General features: G+C 67.4%; 14 protein-coding genes. 7 read left to right on the top strand and 7 right to left on the bottom strand.

Annotated elements, in window-relative coordinates; genetic code table 11:
• Nucleotides 1-45 precede the first annotated feature (45 nt).
• On the bottom strand, nt 46-219 hold the full coding sequence (locus ABQF30_RS16640) for a DUF2613 domain-containing protein (protein ID WP_018602702.1): 174 nt from the start codon (nt 217-219) through the stop codon (nt 46-48).
• Between the two features lie 91 nt (nt 220-310).
• Here ABQF30_RS16640 and ABQF30_RS16635 point away from each other — a divergent pair, with 91 nt between their 5' ends.
• Nucleotides 311-1,456 carry a glycoside hydrolase family 3 N-terminal domain-containing protein gene (locus ABQF30_RS16635; RefSeq protein ID WP_448465650.1) on the top strand — a complete coding sequence of 382 codons (1,146 nt, stop codon included), beginning with the start codon at nt 311-313 and terminating at the stop codon, nt 1,454-1,456.
• Nucleotides 1,457-1,460: 4 nt separating this feature from the next.
• Here the strand turns inward: ABQF30_RS16635 and ABQF30_RS16630 are convergent, their stop codons facing one another.
• The 5 genes from ABQF30_RS16630 to ABQF30_RS16610 are packed head-to-tail and all read right to left on the bottom strand — an operon-like array spanning nt 1,461 to nt 8,213.
• The gene (locus ABQF30_RS16630) at nt 1,461-2,912 is read right to left on the bottom strand and encodes an aminotransferase class I/II-fold pyridoxal phosphate-dependent enzyme (protein ID WP_448465648.1); all 1,452 of its coding nucleotides are present in this window, start codon (nt 2,910-2,912) and stop codon (nt 1,461-1,463) included.
• Nucleotides 2,909-4,081, bottom strand: coding sequence for an amidohydrolase family protein (locus tag ABQF30_RS16625; RefSeq protein ID WP_448465646.1), 1,173 nt, complete (start codon nt 4,079-4,081; stop codon nt 2,909-2,911). The genes ABQF30_RS16630 and ABQF30_RS16625 overlap by 4 nt, the downstream gene beginning before the upstream one ends.
• Nucleotides 4,068-5,360, bottom strand: a complete 1,293-nt coding sequence (locus tag ABQF30_RS16620) for an aspartate aminotransferase family protein (RefSeq protein ID WP_448465644.1) — start codon at nt 5,358-5,360, stop codon at nt 4,068-4,070. The genes ABQF30_RS16625 and ABQF30_RS16620 overlap by 14 nt, the downstream gene beginning before the upstream one ends.
• Nucleotides 5,357-6,844 carry an APC family permease gene (locus ABQF30_RS16615; protein ID WP_448465642.1) on the bottom strand — a complete coding sequence of 496 codons (1,488 nt, stop codon included), beginning with the start codon at nt 6,842-6,844 and terminating at the stop codon, nt 5,357-5,359. Before ABQF30_RS16615 ends, ABQF30_RS16620 begins: the two co-directional genes overlap by 4 nt.
• A 49-nt stretch (nt 6,845-6,893) precedes the next feature.
• Entirely contained in the window at nt 6,894-8,213 is a 1,320-nt protein-coding gene (locus tag ABQF30_RS16610; protein WP_448465640.1) for a type I glutamate--ammonia ligase, read from the bottom strand.
• 113 nt (nt 8,214-8,326) lie between these two features.
• On the opposite strand from ABQF30_RS16610, the gene ABQF30_RS16605 reads away from it, so the two are divergent.
• Genes ABQF30_RS16605 through ABQF30_RS16595 form a run of 3 tightly spaced genes read left to right on the top strand, consistent with a single transcriptional unit; the run spans nt 8,327 to nt 10,645 of the window.
• The gene (locus ABQF30_RS16605; RefSeq protein WP_448465638.1) at nt 8,327-9,124 is read left to right on the top strand and encodes a class II glutamine amidotransferase; all 798 of its coding nucleotides are present in this window, start codon (nt 8,327-8,329) and stop codon (nt 9,122-9,124) included.
• Nucleotides 9,125-9,129: 5 nt separating this feature from the next.
• On the top strand, nt 9,130-10,005 hold the full coding sequence (locus tag ABQF30_RS16600) for a MurR/RpiR family transcriptional regulator (protein ID WP_448465636.1): 876 nt from the start codon (nt 9,130-9,132) through the stop codon (nt 10,003-10,005).
• 16 nt (nt 10,006-10,021) lie between these two features.
• The gene (locus tag ABQF30_RS16595) at nt 10,022-10,645 is read left to right on the top strand and encodes a TetR/AcrR family transcriptional regulator (RefSeq protein WP_448465634.1); all 624 of its coding nucleotides are present in this window, start codon (nt 10,022-10,024) and stop codon (nt 10,643-10,645) included.
• Here the strand turns inward: ABQF30_RS16595 and ABQF30_RS16590 are convergent.
• Nucleotides 10,642-11,748, bottom strand: a complete 1,107-nt coding sequence (locus ABQF30_RS16590) for a methyltransferase (protein ID WP_448465632.1) — start codon at nt 11,746-11,748, stop codon at nt 10,642-10,644. The two genes, ABQF30_RS16595 and ABQF30_RS16590, sit on opposite strands and share 4 nt — an antisense overlap.
• Before the next feature lie 71 nt (nt 11,749-11,819).
• Here ABQF30_RS16590 and ABQF30_RS16585 point away from each other — a divergent pair, with 71 nt between their 5' ends.
• From ABQF30_RS16585 to ABQF30_RS16575, 3 genes are read left to right on the top strand one after another with little or no spacing between them, the layout of a single operon-like run.
• Nucleotides 11,820-13,298: a DUF3375 domain-containing protein gene (locus tag ABQF30_RS16585; protein ID WP_448465630.1), complete on the top strand. Its 1,479-nt coding sequence runs from the start codon at nt 11,820-11,822 to the stop codon at nt 13,296-13,298.
• A complete protein-coding gene (locus ABQF30_RS16580) occupies nt 13,295-13,999 on the top strand; it encodes a DUF4194 domain-containing protein (RefSeq protein WP_448465628.1) in 705 nt (234 codons plus the stop codon). Before ABQF30_RS16585 ends, ABQF30_RS16580 begins: the two co-directional genes overlap by 4 nt.
• Complete coding sequence (locus tag ABQF30_RS16575) at nt 13,989-17,339, top strand: ATP-binding protein (protein WP_448465626.1); 3,351 nt, start codon at nt 13,989-13,991, stop codon at nt 17,337-17,339. The genes ABQF30_RS16580 and ABQF30_RS16575 overlap by 11 nt, the downstream gene beginning before the upstream one ends.
• Nucleotides 17,340-17,350 lie beyond the last annotated feature (11 nt).

Raw genomic sequence — 17,350 nt, 5'->3', positions numbered from 1 at the left:
GCCGCTGGGCCGGCTTCGGAGGGCAGGAGCGGAGCGGCCCGGGAGCTAAGTACGGTCGCCGTACTCGACCCGGTTGAGCACCGATGACGCTGGGTCGCCCGCCTGCAGCGGAGGCTTAGTGTCCTGCTGCACCATCAGCGTCACTCCGAAGACGGCGGCCGCGCCCAGCAACAGGCCGACCACAATGCTGGCCGCGGAGGGTACGACGAACCGGTTCACCAGGCCAACCTAACACGACGGCAAATGGGCACGGCCTGCTCGACGCGCGGGAGATCGATTACCGCGCGCTCAGCGGCTAGGGTCGGGGGCCATGGCTTCACCGCGCCTTCTCGCGACCTTCGTAGCGTTGTCCGGACTGCTGCTGGCCTGCTCACCGAGCGCGCCGCCGCCGGCACCCACGTCACCTGAACCGCCGGCCCTGCAGCCGGTGGTCAACAATGCGCCGTTGCCGGCCGCACCGGCATGTGACCTGGCCGGCCTGCCGACCAGGGACAAGTTGGCCCAGCTACTGACGGTCGGCGTCACCGGCGCCGCCGACGCCCGCGCAGTGGTCGCCGACCAGCACGTCGGCGGCATCATGATCGGCAGCTGGACCGATCTGTCGATGCTCACCGACGGGTCACTGGCCGACATCGCCGCCAACTCCGGTCCGCTGCCGCTCTCGGTCACTGTCGACGAGGAAGGTGGCCGGGTGTCGCGGCTGGCTCCGCTCATCGGCAGCCAGCCCGCTGCGCGGGTGCTGGCCCAGAATCACACGCCCGACGAGGTGTACGGCATCGCACTCGAGCGTGGCCAGAAGATGCGGGGGCTGGGCATCACGGTCGACTTCGCGCCCGTCGTCGACGTCACCGGCGACAGCTCCGCGATCGGCGACCGGTCGTTCGGCGACGACCCGGCCGTCGTCACCGACTATGCCGGCGCTTACGCCCGCGGCCTGCGGGACGCCGGGGTGCTGCCGGTGCTCAAGCACTTCCCCGGCCACGGACGCGCCTCGGGTGATTCCCACACCGGTGCAGTGTCCACCCCGCCGCTGGAGGATCTGCGGAACAACGATCTGGTGCCGTACCAGACCCTGACCACGGCCGGGCCGGTCGCCGTCATGGTCGGGCACATGCAGGTGCCCGGATTGACCGGCTCTGACCCTGCGAGCTTGAGCTCCGCCGCCTACCAGCTGCTGCGTTCGGGCGGCTACGGCGGACCGGGTTTCAACGGGCTGGTGTACACCGACGACCTGTCCAGCATGGCCGCGATCAATCAGCGTTACGGGGTGGCCGCGGCGGTGTTGCGTGCCCTGCAGGCCGGTGCCGACAATGCGCTGTGGATCACCACCGGCGAGGTGCCCGCCGTGCTGGACGGCCTCGAGCAGGCCCTGGCATCGGGTGATCTCAGCCAGGCCGCTGTGGATGCGGCCCTGCAGCGAAACGCTGCCGCCAAGGGGGGCGTGCGCTGCGGCTGAGGCGTCACTGCACGACGGCGACGGTGTTCAGTTCCGGATCCGACGCGCTGATCGGATTGCCTGCCGCGCGCAGGGCTCGCAGCAGGTCGATGACGTCTCGGGTGAGCCGTTCGCCGGGCATCACCAGGGGGATACCCGGCGGGTAGGGCGTGATGGCCTCTGCCGCGATCCGGTCGGTCGCCTCGGTGAGTGGCACCGGACCGGCAGCGGCGAAGAACGCCTCCCGCGGGGTCAACACCGTATCGGCGCGCAGCGCCAGCAGATCGGCGATCACGGCGTCGTCGGCGCTGTCAGGTCCCGCCTGGCCTGCCCAATCCGCGACCTCGGCGAACCCTTCGACCAGCCGTTCCATATCGGCCTCGGTGTTGCCGATCGTGGAGATGCACAGCACGTGCCCGGGACCGCTCAATTCCGGTTGCACGCCATGCACGCCGTTGAGGCGCGTGAGGATGTCGCGGGCGTCGGCGGCCAGCCCGCCTGTTCCGATGAGCAGTTTCGTCTCGTCGAGCCCGTGAAACCCGGTGCCCGCTCCTGCGACATCCTCGGGACATAGCACCCGAAGTCCGGCAATCTTGCCCAGTCGGGCGGCTGTGCGCCGGGCCCGATGCAGCGCGGCATCGAGCATGTCGTGTCCGGTGGCCATCATCTGACGTCGGGCCAGATCGATCGACGCCATGATGGCGAAATGCGGGCTGGTGGTCTGGATCAACTGCAGGACCCGGCGCACCGTTGCCGGATCCAGCGCTGCGGAATCGATGTGCAGCACGGCCGCCTGGCTGAGCCCGGACAGGACCTTGTGTATCGATTGCACGGTCGCGGTGGCACCGGCACTTTCAGCGGCCACGGGCAAGTCAGGGTGGAACGCGAAGTGCGGCGAGTGTGCCCCGTCGACCAGGAGTCTCGCGTCGAAACGTCGGCACAGCCCGGCCAGCGCCTCGATGTCCGCGGTGGTGCCGTAATACGTCGGGTGCAGCGCCCACAGGGCTTTCGCGCCGCTCTCGGCGAAGGCCCGCTCGACTACGTCGGCGTCCAAACCGTGCGCGATGCCGAACCGGGAATCCCAGCGCGGTTCCAGCCAGATGGGCCGGGCGCCGACCTGCACCAGACCGGCGAGCACCGATTTGTGCGCGTTGCGTTGCACCAGGACCGGCTCGTCCGGTGTCAGCGCCGAGAGCGCCACCGCGATGTTGCCGCTCGTCGAACCCTGGACCAGGATGAAACTCTCGCTGACCCCCCACGCGTCGGCGATCAGCTGCTCGGCGACCAGGATCGGTCCGTCTGGGCAATGCAGGGTGTCGGTGTCGGGCAGGTTGTTGAGGTCAACGGCCGCAATGTGTTCGCGGAACCACGGATCGAGCGTGCGCCCGCCCTTGTGGCCGGGACTGTAGAACGGCGCCTGGTCCCGTTCGACGAATCGGCGCAGCGCGTCGAGCAGCGGCGCCGTGTCGTGGTTCAAAGCGAGTACACCCGGGTCGCGTTGTGCACCCCGATCATGTCGACGATCCTGATCGCGTCGGCCTCGCTGCAGTCGCCGGTACGCACCCACTCGCCGAGCACCAAACCCATTGCGCGCCGCCACAACACCGAGCCGAGCAGGTGCAGTTCGGGCGGGCCGAAGGCATCTGACGAGAACAGCTGTTTGGCGAACGGTGCGGTCTCCATTGCTTCGGCGACCAATCCGGTAGACCGGGTACCGAGGTAGTTGATGCCAAGGCCCACATCGAAATTCACGTGGTCGAACGCCTGCGCCAGATACCCGGCCTGGCGTTGGAACGGATAGCAGTGCAGCAGCAGCACCGGCACCGGCGTCATGGTGCGCAGCAGCGGCAGCAACAACATCGGGTCGGTGCGATGCAGGTCGAGGTCCCGGTCTCCGAAGCCGACATGCACCTGGATGGGCAGCCGATGCTCGGCGGCCTCGTGCACACCGAACGCGATCAGTATCGGGCTGTCGAGCCGCTTGGTCGTGCGGGACGCCAGTTCCCGGGCGTGCTCGACGACCTGTGCGTCCGACGGCCGCGACCAGTCGATGTCGAACGAGGTGCGGTAGGCCGCAATCGTCTTGGTGCCGACGGTGTCCGGGGACCGGGCGGCCTCGGCCAGCGCGCCACGGAAAACCTCGGGGAACTCCCGCGGGCTGGTGCCGGATTCGAGCAGTTCCTCGGCCAGCCGTTCGAGCCGCAGGATCTCCGACGACGGGCGGCCGCTCAGTTCGGTGAGCCGTTGCGGGGTGGTGATGAGGTCGCCCTGGAACCCGGTATCGACGATCCAGCGCTCGACGCCCGCGAGCGGCAGCATGAGCGACGAGAGCTCGTCCGGGCTCAATTCGCTACGGCGCTTCCAGTATTCGTCAGCGCCGGCATGCACGGGCAGACCCAGGACTGGTGCGCACCAACGCCGGATGGACAGACCGAGAGGGGAGTCGAACTGGGTCATGAAATCCGGGATCGGATCGGTCGAGCCTTCGTTGATCGACGCCTCGAAATCGGCTCGGTCGACGGTCTTGTCGAACGTGCCGTGCACGTGGTGGTCGATCAGCTTCACGGTGCGCAGGTGCTCGGCAAGCGTCTCGGGCACCTGGCTTTCGACGCCGTCGAACACGTCCGCGAGTTCACCATCCGGCATAACGTGCCACCTCCTCGGCATCGACCTTTCCCGCGGCGGCGTCGGCGATGGCGGAACCGATGATCTCGACGGCCCGCAGCGCTTCGTCCTCGGTCAGCACGAGTGGCGGGGTGATCTCCAGGACGTTGCCGCCGACGTAGTACACCACCGCCCCCAATTCCCAGGCGCGGTAGACCACCTGCGCGGCGAGACGCGGATCGCGGTCCCCGGTGGCGGGGTCGACGAGTTCCAGCCCGATCGCGAGCCCGCGGCCCCGGACGTCGCCGACCACGTCCATGCCCAGAGCACGCAGCGCATCGGCAAGTACCGCGCCGACTTTCGCGGCATGATCGGGCAGGCGCTCACCGACGATGGTGGCCAGCACCGCGCGTCCGGCCGCCGTGCACACCGGATTGCCTGCGGTGGTCAGCAGGGCGGCGGCGGGCGGCGCGTCGAGTAGTTCGGCCGGACCGACCGCGGCCGACAGCGGCAGACCGCCACCGAGCACCTTTCCGAACGTGACGATGTCGGGGACCACCCCGTCGTGATCGAACGCGTGCATCGTGCCGGGCCTGCCCAGCCCCATCTTGACCTCGTCGCAGATCATCGGGACGCCGTGGCGGCGGCACACCTCGTGCAGTCGTGCCAGGAAACCATCCGGCGGGACCACCAAGCCGCCGTCGGACAGGATCGGCTCGACGATCAGGCACGCGATGGCGCCGGTGGCCATGTGCCGGTCGGCGAGATCCAAGCAGGCCGTGACGTCGGTGTCGATGTCGATCGTGGGCCGAAACGGGTTGGGGTACGGGAGGAAGACCACATCGGCGTCGGGTGCGGCACCCGCGTCGACGTGTACCCCGGACACTCCCATCGCGACGCCGACGCCGCCGTGGTAGCTGTGTTCGAACGCCAGCACGGTGCGCCGCCCGGTGGCGTGCCGGCAGGCCCGCAGCGCGACGTCGTTGGCATCCGAGCCGGCGTGTCCCAGATACACCCGGCGCTCGCCGGTCCCGGGCACCAGCGCCAGCAGGTCCTCGGCCAACCCCACCGAGTCGGGATGGACCGCCGACAGGCCCCCGGCTCCCGGTGCGCTGCGCACCGCGCGGCTGACCGCCTCGGCGACGGCCGGATGCCCATGCCCGAGACCGCATGCCGTCCAGGTGGCCGACAGGTCGAGCAGTTCGCGGCCGTCGGGTGTGACCAAGGTGCAGCCGTGCCCCGACACCACCTCCAGCGGGAAGAACCGCAGCTTCTCGATGCCGGCGATGACGGCTTCGTCGCGCTCGTAGAGGGTGCTCACTTTGTCTCCACCGGCGGTGTCAGAGCCAGCTCTGCGGTCAGGGATTCACCCACCCGTTTGGCGATACCCGAGGCGGCGAGTGCGATCACCAGACCGATCGCACACCAGTACAGGCCCAACAGCGGTGCAGCCGTCAAGCTTTCGGCGTCCTTGACGTTGAACCACAGCACCACGGCGATCACCACGGCACCCAGCAGCGGCAGCGTGAGCCCGAGCAACTTGCCTTGGCCGCCGTGTACCCCGACGAATTTGGGCGCCCCGACAAACCATGCCGCGGCGATCTCGACCAGCAGATAGCACACCATGAGGCACACCGAACCGGCCACTGCGAACAGGAAATAGGTGTCGATCGCATCGTTGCCGGTGCCCATGTCCGGCCAGCCGAGTGCACCGCAGATGAGGTCGACGACGAGCGCGACGCCAACCACAAGCCAGGTGGCGCGACGCGGCCCGCCGGTCGCTTCGTGGATGTGCGCCAGCGCCTTCGGGCCGAAACCGTCGCGGCCGAACGCGTACAGCATGCGGCCCGAGGTCGCCGAGGTCGCCAGGTGGCAGCCGAACGCCGCGACGGTCGCGGTGAAGATGATCAGCAGTGAGAACCACTGACCGACGTAACTGCTGCCCAAGTCCCCCAAGGTGTTTCCCGACCCCTGGAACGCTGCGAGTCCGGCCTCGTCGGTGCCGAATCCGATGACCTGGGCGAACATCACGACAACGAAAAGGACGCCGGTGAGGATGAGGGTGCCGGCCAGCGCGCGCGGGATGTTGCGGCCCGGATTGTCGGTCTCCTCGCCCATCGACGCGCACGCCTCGAACCCGGCCCAGGACAGGAACGCCGCCACCACACCGCTGAGCACCGCGGAGGCGGAGACACCGTCGAACGTGAACACGCTGAAGTCGATCCCTGTGGTCGGTGCGCCACCCTTGCCGAAGATCACCACTACGAGCACGACCATCGCGAGGATGCCGATGCCTTCGAGGCCGAGCAGGATCTTGGCCAGCAGTCGAATATCGCGGCCGGACAACAGGAACGAGATCGCGGCGCCCACCACCACGACCCACAGCCACGGCACCTGATAGGGCTCGGGGTTGTCGGGTTGCATCTGCGCGATGAAGGCGTTGACGAAGGCCGCCGTCAGCGCCAGGGTTCCGATGGAGAAGCCGACGTAGGCACCGAGCATCGCGAAGCCGGAGAAGAAGCCGGCCCGCGGCCCGATGGTGCCGCCCACCAGTCCGTAGGCGGATCCAGCGTGGTTGAGGTGCCGGGTCAGCCGTACGAAGCTGTAGCCGACCAGCGACACCCCGATCAGGCCGATGAGGAACACCAGCGGGAGGGCCTTGCCGACGGTGCCGATCAGGCCTTGCCCGTTGCCGGACATGGCCAGCGTCGGTCCGACGAGAGCCACCGACATCGCCAGCGCCACCCAGAACGGTAGGCGCCGGTGCGGCAATTGATCGGTTTCAGCGGCAGCACTGGTGGTCATCGATGTCTTCTCCTGAGGAATAATTGCTCCTCGCGTGCGCGGGAAGCGGTCAGCAGCTCCACGCCAGGCGCAGTGCCTGGCTGGTCTCGGCGGCGGGGCGGTCGCCGTAGGTGACGAGCTCGTGACGGCGTACCGCCACCAGCCCTTCGATGATCGCGGGGGTGAGCAATTTCGCGGCGAGGGCTGAGGATTCGAGCGTCTCGATCACGGTGCGATGGCCGGTGGGCAGCGGCTGTGCGTCGCTTATGGCCGCATCATCGGCCACCTCCGCCGGCAGTGGCATGCCTTCGTCGATGCCGTGCAGCGCACTACTGACGAGGGCGGCAGCGGCCAGGTAGGGGTTGGCGCTGGGATCGATGATCTTCAGTTCGAGGTTGGCGCCGTGGGGATTTCCTGGAGTTGCCGCGATGAACCGCACCGCCGCCTCGCGGTTCTCCAAGCCCCAGCAGTTGGCCGCACCCGCCCAGTTTCCGGGCTTGAGACGCCCGGCCGAGAGCACCGAACCGGCATATACCCCAAGCAGATCCGGCAGACCGTCGAGTACACCGGCGATCGCGGACTGCCCGGCAGTCCGCAGTCCGTGTGGCCCGTCGCCGCCGGACAGCAGTGGGCCGGTGTCGTCGGCCAGCGACAGGTGCAGATGCGCCCCGTTGCCCGCTTCGCCGGCGAACGGGACCGGGGAGAACGAGATCTTCAGACCGTGCCGGGCCGCGACCCGGCCGAGGACGATCCGCGCCAGGATGACCGCATCGGCGGCGGCCACGGGTGTGGTTGGTGCCAGCGACATTTCAAGTTGGTCGTGGCCGTACTCGGTGTGGAGTTGTTCGACGGCCAGCCCGGCGCGCTCGGCCGCGACCGCAAGGTCGACCAGGAAGCCGGATCGGTCCAGCGACGTGCGCATGCCGTAGGGCGACCAGGGGGTGGTCGACGCGTGTTCGGCGTCGGGTGCGAGCATCGTGCACTCCAGCTCGGCTCCGACTAGCACATTGAATCCGCGGGCGGCGGCGGCTTGTTCGCTGCCCTTCAGCAGCGACCGCGTGCACAGCGGGGCCGGGGCGCCCAGTTGGTCATACAGGCTCGCGGGGGCCCATCCGACACCCTGCTCCACCACTCGCACGTCTGCCGGATCGATCCGGATTCGCAGGTCGCCGACCACCCCGATGCTGGGCGTGAACGCGATGCCGCTGTCCACGCAGAACACGCTCCACGACGGTGACACGCCCATGCCGGCCTCCGCGAACGCGGAAAGACGCTGTAGCGGGACATATTTCGCGCGGGTGACGCCTGCCAGGTCGGTCAGCGATCCGGCCACGATGTCGACGCCCTCGGAGCGTAGTTCGTCGATACGTGGGGTACTGGCTGCCGGCATAGCTCCTCCTGACGTCCTGAGTCTCCGAGCACGCTATGTCATAAATGTTTCATATTCTTTAATATGAGCGCCATAGGATCGATTCATTAAATGGAAATCGGAGGGGCGGATCCATGTGCCGACTGTTGGGTGTCGTGTCCACTACGCCGATCGCCGTCGCCGACGCTGTCGGTGCACATGTGCTGAAGGACTTCGTCGCCCTGACGCGGGTGCACGGTGACGGCTGGGGCATCGCCCGGGTCGATGAGCCCGACCAGCCTCCGCAAGTCGAGGTCTCGGCCGGTAGCGCGCTGGATGATCCGGCGTTCAGCTTGGCCGTCCAGAGCCCCGCTGCCCTGGCCAGCATGGTCCATCTTCGCTGGGCCACCAACGGGCTCGCTGTCCAGCCGCAGAATTCGCACCCTTTCGTGGTAGACCGAGTTGCCATGGCGCACAACGGATCCATCAAGCCGACCGGCCCGCTCGACGAACTTCTCGAACCCGACATCGCGGCGTCGCTGCAGGGCACCACCGACAGCGAGCGCTACTTCGGGATCATCCGCCAGCACCGTCGCACCGCACCGGATCTGGCCGAGGCCGTCCGCCGTGCTGTCGCGCAACTGCGACCGCTCTATCGGGAGGCGAGCCTCAACGCGCTGGTGCTCGGCGAGGGCCAGCTGATCGCCGTGCATGCGCACGCACACAGCTATCTGCCCGACGAGGACATCGACGAGATCAGTGCCGCGGATCTGCCGACCGAACATCTGGAGGACTACTTCGCTTTGCGGTGGGCCCGCCCGGTCGACGGCACGCTTGTGGTGGGGTCGACGGGCTTCGGCGATCTGGACTGGCAACCGTTGCCGCCCGAGAGCGTCACGGCAATCTCGATGACCGACCTCTCGATGACGTCGGTGCCCGTCATGGCAGATTGAGCGGCGTGTCCGGACAACCTGCCGCAAACCCTGCGACGACGGTGGAGGCGCGCGCCACCGCGGCGCTGCCGACGCTGAGCAAGGCCGAGCGGCGCGTCGGACGGGCGTTGCTCGCCGACTATCCCAGCGCCGGGCTGGCCAGCGCGGCCAGGCTCGCCGAACGCGCGGAGGTGAGCCCGCCGACGGTGCTGCGGTTCGCCCAGTCCCTCGGATACGACGGCTTCGCCGACCTCCAGGTCGCATTGCGGGCCGAGCTGTCGGACAGATCGAGCGGACCGATCACCCGGCTCCCGGACGCTCCGCCCGCCGGCAGCCTGCTCGATCGCTTACTGCAGCAGGCCCGCGCGCAGAACGACAGAGCTGCGGAGACATTGGCCATGCTGCCGGATTCGGCAGTGGATGCTGCGGTGGCACTGCTGGCGGACCCCGGCCGCACCCTGTACCTGCACGGTGGCCGCTTCTCCCAACTGCTGGCCACCCATCTGGCCGCCCACCTCGAACAGCTGCGGCCCGGCGTGCGGGTGCTCGAGGACCCGACCGGTCGCGACCTCGGCGCGCTGCTGGAGCTTGCCCGCACCGACGTGGTGGTGCTGTTCGACTATCACCGCTACCAGCGCAGCGCTGCCGAACTGGCCGACCGCGTGCACCGGGCCGGCGCGACCGTACTGCTCATCACCGATGATCTGAGCTGTCCGGTCGCGCCTGATGCCGAGGTCGTATTGGCAGCGTCGAGCACCGTGGGCACCACGTACCAGAGCATGGCCGCCGGATTTCTGCTCACGGAGGTGCTCATCCCTCTCGTGATGGACGCGATCGGCGAACCGGCCCGGACCCGCATGGCGCTGTGGGAGGGGCAACGACGCACTGAGTTGCTGCCCTGACCGGTAATCTGTCCCGATGGCGGGTGGAACGAAGCGGCTGCCGCGTGCCGTGCGTGAACAGCAGATGCTCGACGCCGCGGTGCAGATCTTCTCGGTCAACGGCTATCACGAGACGTCCATGGACGCGATCGCCGCGGAGGCCGAGATCTCCAAGCCGATGCTGTATCTGTATTACGGCTCCAAGGAGGAGTTGTTCGGCGCCTGCCTGAACCGCGAGCTGACCCGGTTCGTGGACGTGGTGCGCGGCCAGATCGACTTCACCGAGAGCCCCAAGGACCTGCTGCGCACGGCGGTGCTGTCGTTCTTGACCTATATCGACACCAACCGGGCGTCGTGGATGGTGCTGTACACCCAGGCCACCAGCTCTCAGGCGTTCGCGCACACGGTGCGTGAGGGGCGTGAGCGGATCATCGACCTCGTTGCCAGGCTGCTCAGTACCGGGACGCGTAATCCGCAGCCCGACAGCGACTTCGAGATGATGGCCGTCGCGCTGGTAGGGGCAGGCGAGGCCATCGCCACCCGGGTCAGCACCGGCGACGCCGACGTCAACGAGGCCGCCGAGCTGATGATCAACCTGTTCTGGCGCGGCCTGAAGGGCACCCCGTCGGACGCGGGAACCCAGTCCGTCACGACGGGCTAAACCGCCACACCCTCCACCAGGCTGAACGGGGACGCGGTCGGCACCACCTGGGTCAGCCGGAACCCGGCCTGCTCGTAGAGCCTGCGGTAATCGGCCTCGGTGCGTTCCCGCGCCGCGATGCCGATCAACATCTCCATATCGGTCCACTTGCCGATGAACTCGCGGTCGTGGCCGGGGATCACTCCCTCGATGAGCAGCAGCGTGGTCCCCGGAGTGGCCGCAGCCCGCACATTGCGCAGGATCGTCAGCGCCTGCTCGTCGGGCCAGTCGTGAATGATGTTCTTCATGATGTAGGCGTCGGCATCGCCGGGGATCCGCTCGAAGAACGATCCGGGCATCACCCGTACCCGGTCGGCGATTCCGTATCTGCTCAACAACTCCCGCGCACCGTCGGCCACCTGCGGCAGGTCGTAGAGCACACCCCGGGATGACGGCGCGGCCTGCAGGATGGCCGCCAGCAGCCGGCCGTGGCCGCCGCCGATGTCGGCGATCGTGGCGAACCGGGTGAAGTCGTAGGCCGCGACCACCGGGGCGATGGCCAGCTCCGAGATGCTCGTCATGGCGTCGTTGAAAATCGGACCGAGTTCCGGTTCGGAGCCGATGTAGTCGAACGCCTCCTTGCCGCGCAGTTTGGGGATGACGGCTTCGCCGGTACGCACCGCATCGCTGAGGTGGCTCCAGTGCTCGCGGTGCTGCGGTGAACCGACGAACCGGGCCATCCCGGCGATCGACACCGGTGCATCTTTGCGCAACGTGTCTGCCAGCGGGTTGAGCGCGTAACGCCCGTTACGGGTGCGACGGAACACGCCCTCGCCGACGAGTGCCCGCATCAGCCGGTCCAGGGCGTCGGCATCGGCGTCGACGCGGCGAGCCAGTTCGTCGGCACGGAGTGGGCGTTCGGCCAATGCGTCGGCGACCCCGAGCTGCGCGGCGGCGGTGATGCCCTGCGCCACCCAGGCGCCAAGGATCAGCTCCAACATCGCCGCAGGTGGTGGGACGGTGCGCTGATGCAGCCTGCGCAGGTGGTGGCGTGCGCGCTCGACGGCTCGAACCAACCTGACCGGCGGCACCTTGGTAGTCACCGGATGACTGTACGGCACCATCTGGCGCCCGGCCGTGACTTCTGCGCCGCCTAAAGTGGGTCCGATGCGCACCGCGATTGGAAGGACCGGACATGCCCGACGCTGATGTCGGTCGTCCGTCGTTGCAGCGTCTGCACGAACTCAACCGGGCCGTCGCGGACTCGCGGTCCGTGCGGTTGCTGGCGACCAACAACCTGGCCGGCTACCTGACGTTGATGGAGCGTCACCTGGATCGCGGCCAGAAGCGCAGTGAGCCGGAATTGGTGGTCCGGCTGGAGCGCGACCTGGCCGACATGGGCACCGACGGCGATCAATCCGGACTGCAACTGATCAAGTACTGGGCCAGTCAGGGCTGGCTGCACCGAATCACCGAGCAGGCCGGTGACGGTGAACGCAACGTCTGCTACCTGACCTACGAGGCCAGGGCGGTGTTGGATTTCGCGCGTCGGATGCGACGCGAGGACACCCTCGCCACCGGTGGCTCGATCGCCGGCATCGCCGCCGGGCTGCGTCGCGTCGCCGGCCAGGTCAGCAATGACCCGGACCGCATCCGCATCGACCTCGAAGCTCAAATCGACCAGCTGCGAGCCGAACTCGACGCCCTGGACCAGGGCCGGCGGCCCGCACCCAACCCACTCGACGCCGAGGACGAGGCGCGGGCGATCGCGCTGCAGATGGAACAGATCGTCTCCGACATCGGGCAGTACGGCAGCATGCTGAACCGCATCACCACCAGGCTGCTCGACGCCTCCGCAGACACGGACCTCGGCTACCGCGAACGACAACGGCAATTGTTCGACGACTACGAATCGCTGTTCGCATCCCGGGAAAGCGCCTCCTACACCGCGTTCACCCGGATGATCCAGGACCCCGAACAGCGGGCCGCGCTGGTAGCCGACATCGCACTGGTGACCAGTCAACTGCCCCAACTCGACCCCGGCCTGCGGGAGGTGATGACGGGGTTCTTCACCCTGGTGTCGGCGCAGACCGCCGAGGTGGGCCGCACTCGGCAGCGGTGTGCGCGGCGCATCAAGCGCTTCGTCGCCTCCGGCACGCTCGAGGAGAGCCGTGGCGTCACCCGCCAGCTCAACGACGCGCTGGCATCCGCACACGATCTGCTCAACGTCTCGCTGGTGGACAGCCGCCTCGGCATGGAGGTGCCGTTGGCCCGGGCAGACCTCAACTCGATCGGTGCGGTGGCGTTCAAGATCCGGGATGCCGTTCCGCCGACCCCGGCGCAATCCTCGGACGGCGAGGTGAACCTGTCCGCGTTCGCGGCACTGGCCACCCAGGTCGACGCCGCAGAGCTGGCAGAGCTGATCAACGACGCCGTCGAGTCGGGCCCCTTGCCGCTGCCCGAGGCGATCGGGATGCTGGATTCGGCCTATCTCGGACACATCATCGTGCTGTGGTCCTGGGCGCTGAAACAACCGCTGAAACAACCGAGCGTCGACGGCGCCGAATCGGTTCGGGTGCGGTTCCAGTCCCTGGAGGGCGCTGACCGCGAAATCGAAGTCCCACGGCTGGTTTTCACCGAGCCGATCCCTACTGTCTCCGAGAGTCTGTTATGAGCGATACGTCCATTGACTTCGATGCCCTGCCGAGCATCGACGCGGTTGAGCGGTCTGCGCCCGATCGGCGCGCGCCACGGTTCGACGGCGACGTCAGCGAGCTGCCCGACCGGGCCTGCTGGGCACTGCAACACCTGCTGTCCCGTCGCTACATCATCAAGGACAACCACGCCGAACTGTGGTCGTGGGTCACCCGGTACCGGTCCGAAATCACCGTCCGGCTCTCGGAACTGGATCTGCGGCTGTGTATCGCCGACGACCACGACATCGCCTACGTCGAGCAGGCCGAATACGAATCACAGTGGCGCCGTAAGCTTTTACGTCGGGAGACCTTGCATACCTATGACTCGATCCTGGCGCTGCACCTCGCCAAGCTGATGCGCGCGGCGGCCCGCGACGAGAACGTGTTGATCAGCCGTGAGGAGATCCACGAGCTGTTCGCCGGGGTCAACAACGACACCGATCGCGACGTCGCATCCTTCAACCGGCGCATCGACAACGCAATCGAGCGGTTGAGCGACATCGAAATCCTCGTACGCAACCGGGAAGACGAGCACAGCTTCACCGTCAGCCCGGTGATCAACGCGATCATGACGGCGTCGGTGATCACTGAACTGCAGCAGCAGTTCGAGCAACTCAAACGCGCGGCCAGTGGGAGTGCCGACGAGGTTGGAGCCGAAGTGGACGCCGATGTCAGCTGAACCGACCAACCAGTTCTATCTGGCCCGGCTGCAGGTCATCAACTGGGGTGTCTTCGACGGATACCACTCGATCCCGTTCAGCCCGGCGGGCACCCTGATCACCGGCTCGTCCGGCACCGGTAAATCCTCGCTGCTTGACGCGATCTCGCTGGCCTTCCTGCCGTCGCACCGCCGGAACTTCAACGCATCGGGTGATACCACCGCCGCAGGCTCGGGCACCGGCAAGCGCACGGTCGACAAGTACGTGCGTGGGGCCTGGGGCGAACGTCGCGAGGGCACCAGTCGACAGATCATGTACCTGCGCGGCACCGGGCCGGCCTGGTCGGCCGTCGCGGTCACCTATGCCGACCGAACGGGACGGGCGGTCACCGGGCTGGTGCTGAAATGGCTGGCCGCCGAGAAGACGTCCGATCCGGGCAGCCGGTACTACCTGGTGGACGCCGACCGCGACATCTTCGGCCTGTGCAACCGGTGGGCGTCCAGTGGGTACGACGCCACGGTGTTCCGCGACGACGGCTGGACCGGTGGCCGCAGCGAAAGCCAGTACCTGGCCCAGCTGTATTCCGTCATCGGCATCCGTGCCTCGGAGGCGGCCCAGCAGCTGCTCGGCAAGGCGAAGTCGCTGAAAAGCGTTGGCGGGCTTGAACAGTTCGTCCGCGAATTCATGCTCGACGAACCCGTGAGTCTCAGCGGCGTCGACGAGGCGCTGGAGCAGATCAACCCACTGGTCGAAGCTCGCGGCCTGCTCGACGTGGCCCGGCGCAAGCGCAACACGCTCGGCAACATCGAGGCAGTGCAGGTTCGCTACGCCGACGAGGCAGCCAAGTTCAGCGTGATCGACACCATCGACAACGCGATGGTTCGCGACTACGTCGATGCGCTGCGGGTGGCCCAAGCCGGTCCGGAGATCGACAACCTGGATGATCAGATCACCCAACTCGGTGCGCAGCGTGACGAGTTCGGCGCCCAGCAACGGCAACTGAAGAATCAGCACAACTCGCTGATGGCGCAGATCAACGCGAGCACCGTGGATCTGGTGCCGCTGCAGCAGCGGCTCAGTGAAGCCGAGCGGATCAGCGAGGAGGTGGGCAGGCGGCGCGGCGGCTACGAGGACAAGGTCGTCGCACTGGGCTTCAGCGCGCCAGAGCGCGCCGAGGATTTCTGGTCGCTGCGGGAAGCACTCATGGAAGAAGCCGACCGCCTGCATCGCGAGTTGACCACGGGCAACCAGGCATACGTCGAAGCGTCGGCCAAAGAAGTACGGGCCCGCGAGTCTCGCGACTCTGTCGAGGCCGACATGGAACGGGTGCAGCGCCTTGGCTCTCCGCTGCCCAGGACCGAGTACGAGATGCGGGGCCGGATCGCCAAGGCACTCGACATTGCCGAGGGGGACCTGGTCTATGTCGCCGAGTTGATGGAACTCAAGCCCGACGAAACCCACTGGCGCCTGGCAGTGGAAAAGGTGTTGCGCGGGGCCGGGTTACGGCTGCTGGTGCCCGACGAGTACTGGGACGCTGCACTGCGCTTCGTCAACGAGAACGACATGCGCGGCCGCATTCAGCTCCAACACGTCAAACACGACGCCCAACTGCGCGCCCCCGGTGCCGGGACGCTCGCCACCAAAGTCCAGGTCGTCGACCCGACGCACGACAGCGCCGTCGAAGCGCTCAACGTCATTGCCTCCGTTGGCGACTACGCCTGCGTGGAGCGCCCGGAAGAGTTCGCCGGGCACACCCGGGCGGTCACCCAACAGGGGCTTCGTAAAGACAGCGGTCGGCTGTCGGTCAAAGACGACAGAGCCAAGTTGCGGCCGTCGGACTACATCTTCCTTGGCGACTCCGAGGCCAAAGTCCAAGCTTTGCAAGATGATCTGGCTGCGGCGCAGGCCGCATACGGCAGCGCCCGTAGCGCGAGGGAGCGGCTCGACGAGCACCGGGCCGGTCTGCAAAGCCGCGAGCGCGCCTGCCGGGCACTGTGCGACCAGTACATGCAGTGGAGTGACATCGACAGCGATTCGGTGGACGAATTGCTGTCACGCCTGCAGGACGAGCATGACCTGCTGGTCGCCGAGAATCCTGACGCGGAACGGCTCCAACAGCGGGCCGACGACTGTTGGGAACGGGTCGAGAAGGTCATTCAGCAGATCGGGTCGCTCAATGAACGCGAGTCCACCCTCGATCGGCGCCGCACCGCGCTGCTCGAATTGACCGAGCGGCTCAACCCCGGCTTGGTTCCCCAGCATGCCCGCGACACCCTGGACGCCTACGCCGCCGACATCGCGTTGCCCCTGGAATTACTCGAATCCGATCCATACCGCAACGAGTTGGCCCGCGTCATCGGCCGGGAGCGTGACCGCCTGCGGGGCGACCGCAACCGTTCGCACGATGAGCTCGCCGGAATCATGGCGGCCTACGACAGTTCGTTCCCCGACGCGATTCCCAACGACAGCGAGGATTTCGACGAACGCGTCCACGACTATGTGGCCCTGTCCCGGCGGATCGACGAGCGTGAACTGCCCGACGCCTACGAACGCATGCAGCGGCTCATCACCGAACAGGCCCCCGGCGCGATCCTCAACCTGCACATGATCGCCGACAACGAGGCACGCCGGATCACCGAACAGATCGCGCGAGTCAACACCGGGCTCGGTGCGGTCGAGTTCAACCGGGGCACGCGGTTGACCCTGCACGCGGGCAGCCGTCATCTCGCCGCCGTGGACGAACTCAACGAGAAGGCGCAGCGCATCGCCGCCCGGGTGTCCCTGGTGAGCTTCGGTGACGAGACCGCGATGTTCGAGCAGTACACCGACATCCTGCAACTGCGAAAGCTCTTGGCCGGCAATACGCCTGAGGATCGGCAGTGGACCCGAGACGCGCTTGATGTGCGGAACCGGTTCGTGCTCTATTGCGAGGAGCGCGACGCCGAAACCGGCGAGGTCATCCGCACCTACAGCAACTCCGGGGACAACTCCGGCGGTGAGCAGGAGAAGTTGATGGCGTTCTGCCTGGCCGGCGCGCTGAGCTTCAACCTGGCCAGCCCGGACAGCAACGACACCCGGCCGCTGTTCGCGCAACTCATGCTGGACGAGGCGTTCTCGAAATCCGATCCGCAGTTCGCGCAGCAGGCGCTCTCGGCGTTCCGCAAGTTCGGTTTCCAGCTGGTGATCGTGGCGACGGTGCAGAACACCACCACCATCCAGCCCTACATCGACAGCGTGGTGATGGTGTCCAAGGCCGATGCCGCGGTGCCCAACGCACGTCCGGTCGCGTCGGTCACCGCGGCGTCGATCGCCGAATTCACCGAGTTGCGACGCGGTTCAGAGGTCTTGCCGACGGTGTGACGTAGCGCCGC

Source organism: Mycolicibacterium sp. XJ870, assembly GCF_053483975.1.
This window is presented reverse-complemented; position numbering and strand designations above follow the sequence as displayed.

What these genes read in the sequence shown, in the direction of transcription:
- ABQF30_RS16635 (WP_448465650.1), top strand. Translation starts at nt 311, where the DNA reads ATGGCTTCACCGCGCCTTCTCGCGACCTTCGTAGCGTTGTCCGGACTG.
- ABQF30_RS16625 (WP_448465646.1), bottom strand. Translation starts at nt 4,081, where the DNA reads ATGCCGGATGGTGAACTCGCGGACGTGTTCGACGGCGTCGAAAGCCAG.
- ABQF30_RS16615 (WP_448465642.1), bottom strand. Translation starts at nt 6,844, where the DNA reads ATGACCACCAGTGCTGCCGCTGAAACCGATCAATTGCCGCACCGGCGC.
- ABQF30_RS16610 (WP_448465640.1), bottom strand. Translation starts at nt 8,213, where the DNA reads ATGCCGGCAGCCAGTACCCCACGTATCGACGAACTACGCTCCGAGGGC.
- ABQF30_RS16605 (WP_448465638.1), top strand. Translation starts at nt 8,327, where the DNA reads ATGTGCCGACTGTTGGGTGTCGTGTCCACTACGCCGATCGCCGTCGCC.
- ABQF30_RS16595 (WP_448465634.1), top strand. Translation starts at nt 10,022, where the DNA reads ATGGCGGGTGGAACGAAGCGGCTGCCGCGTGCCGTGCGTGAACAGCAG.
- ABQF30_RS16590 (WP_448465632.1), bottom strand. Translation starts at nt 11,748, where the DNA reads ATGGTGCCGTACAGTCATCCGGTGACTACCAAGGTGCCGCCGGTCAGG.
- ABQF30_RS16585 (WP_448465630.1), top strand. Translation starts at nt 11,820, where the DNA reads ATGCCCGACGCTGATGTCGGTCGTCCGTCGTTGCAGCGTCTGCACGAA.
- ABQF30_RS16580 (WP_448465628.1), top strand. Translation starts at nt 13,295, where the DNA reads ATGAGCGATACGTCCATTGACTTCGATGCCCTGCCGAGCATCGACGCG.
- ABQF30_RS16575 (WP_448465626.1), top strand. Translation starts at nt 13,989, where the DNA reads ATGTCAGCTGAACCGACCAACCAGTTCTATCTGGCCCGGCTGCAGGTC.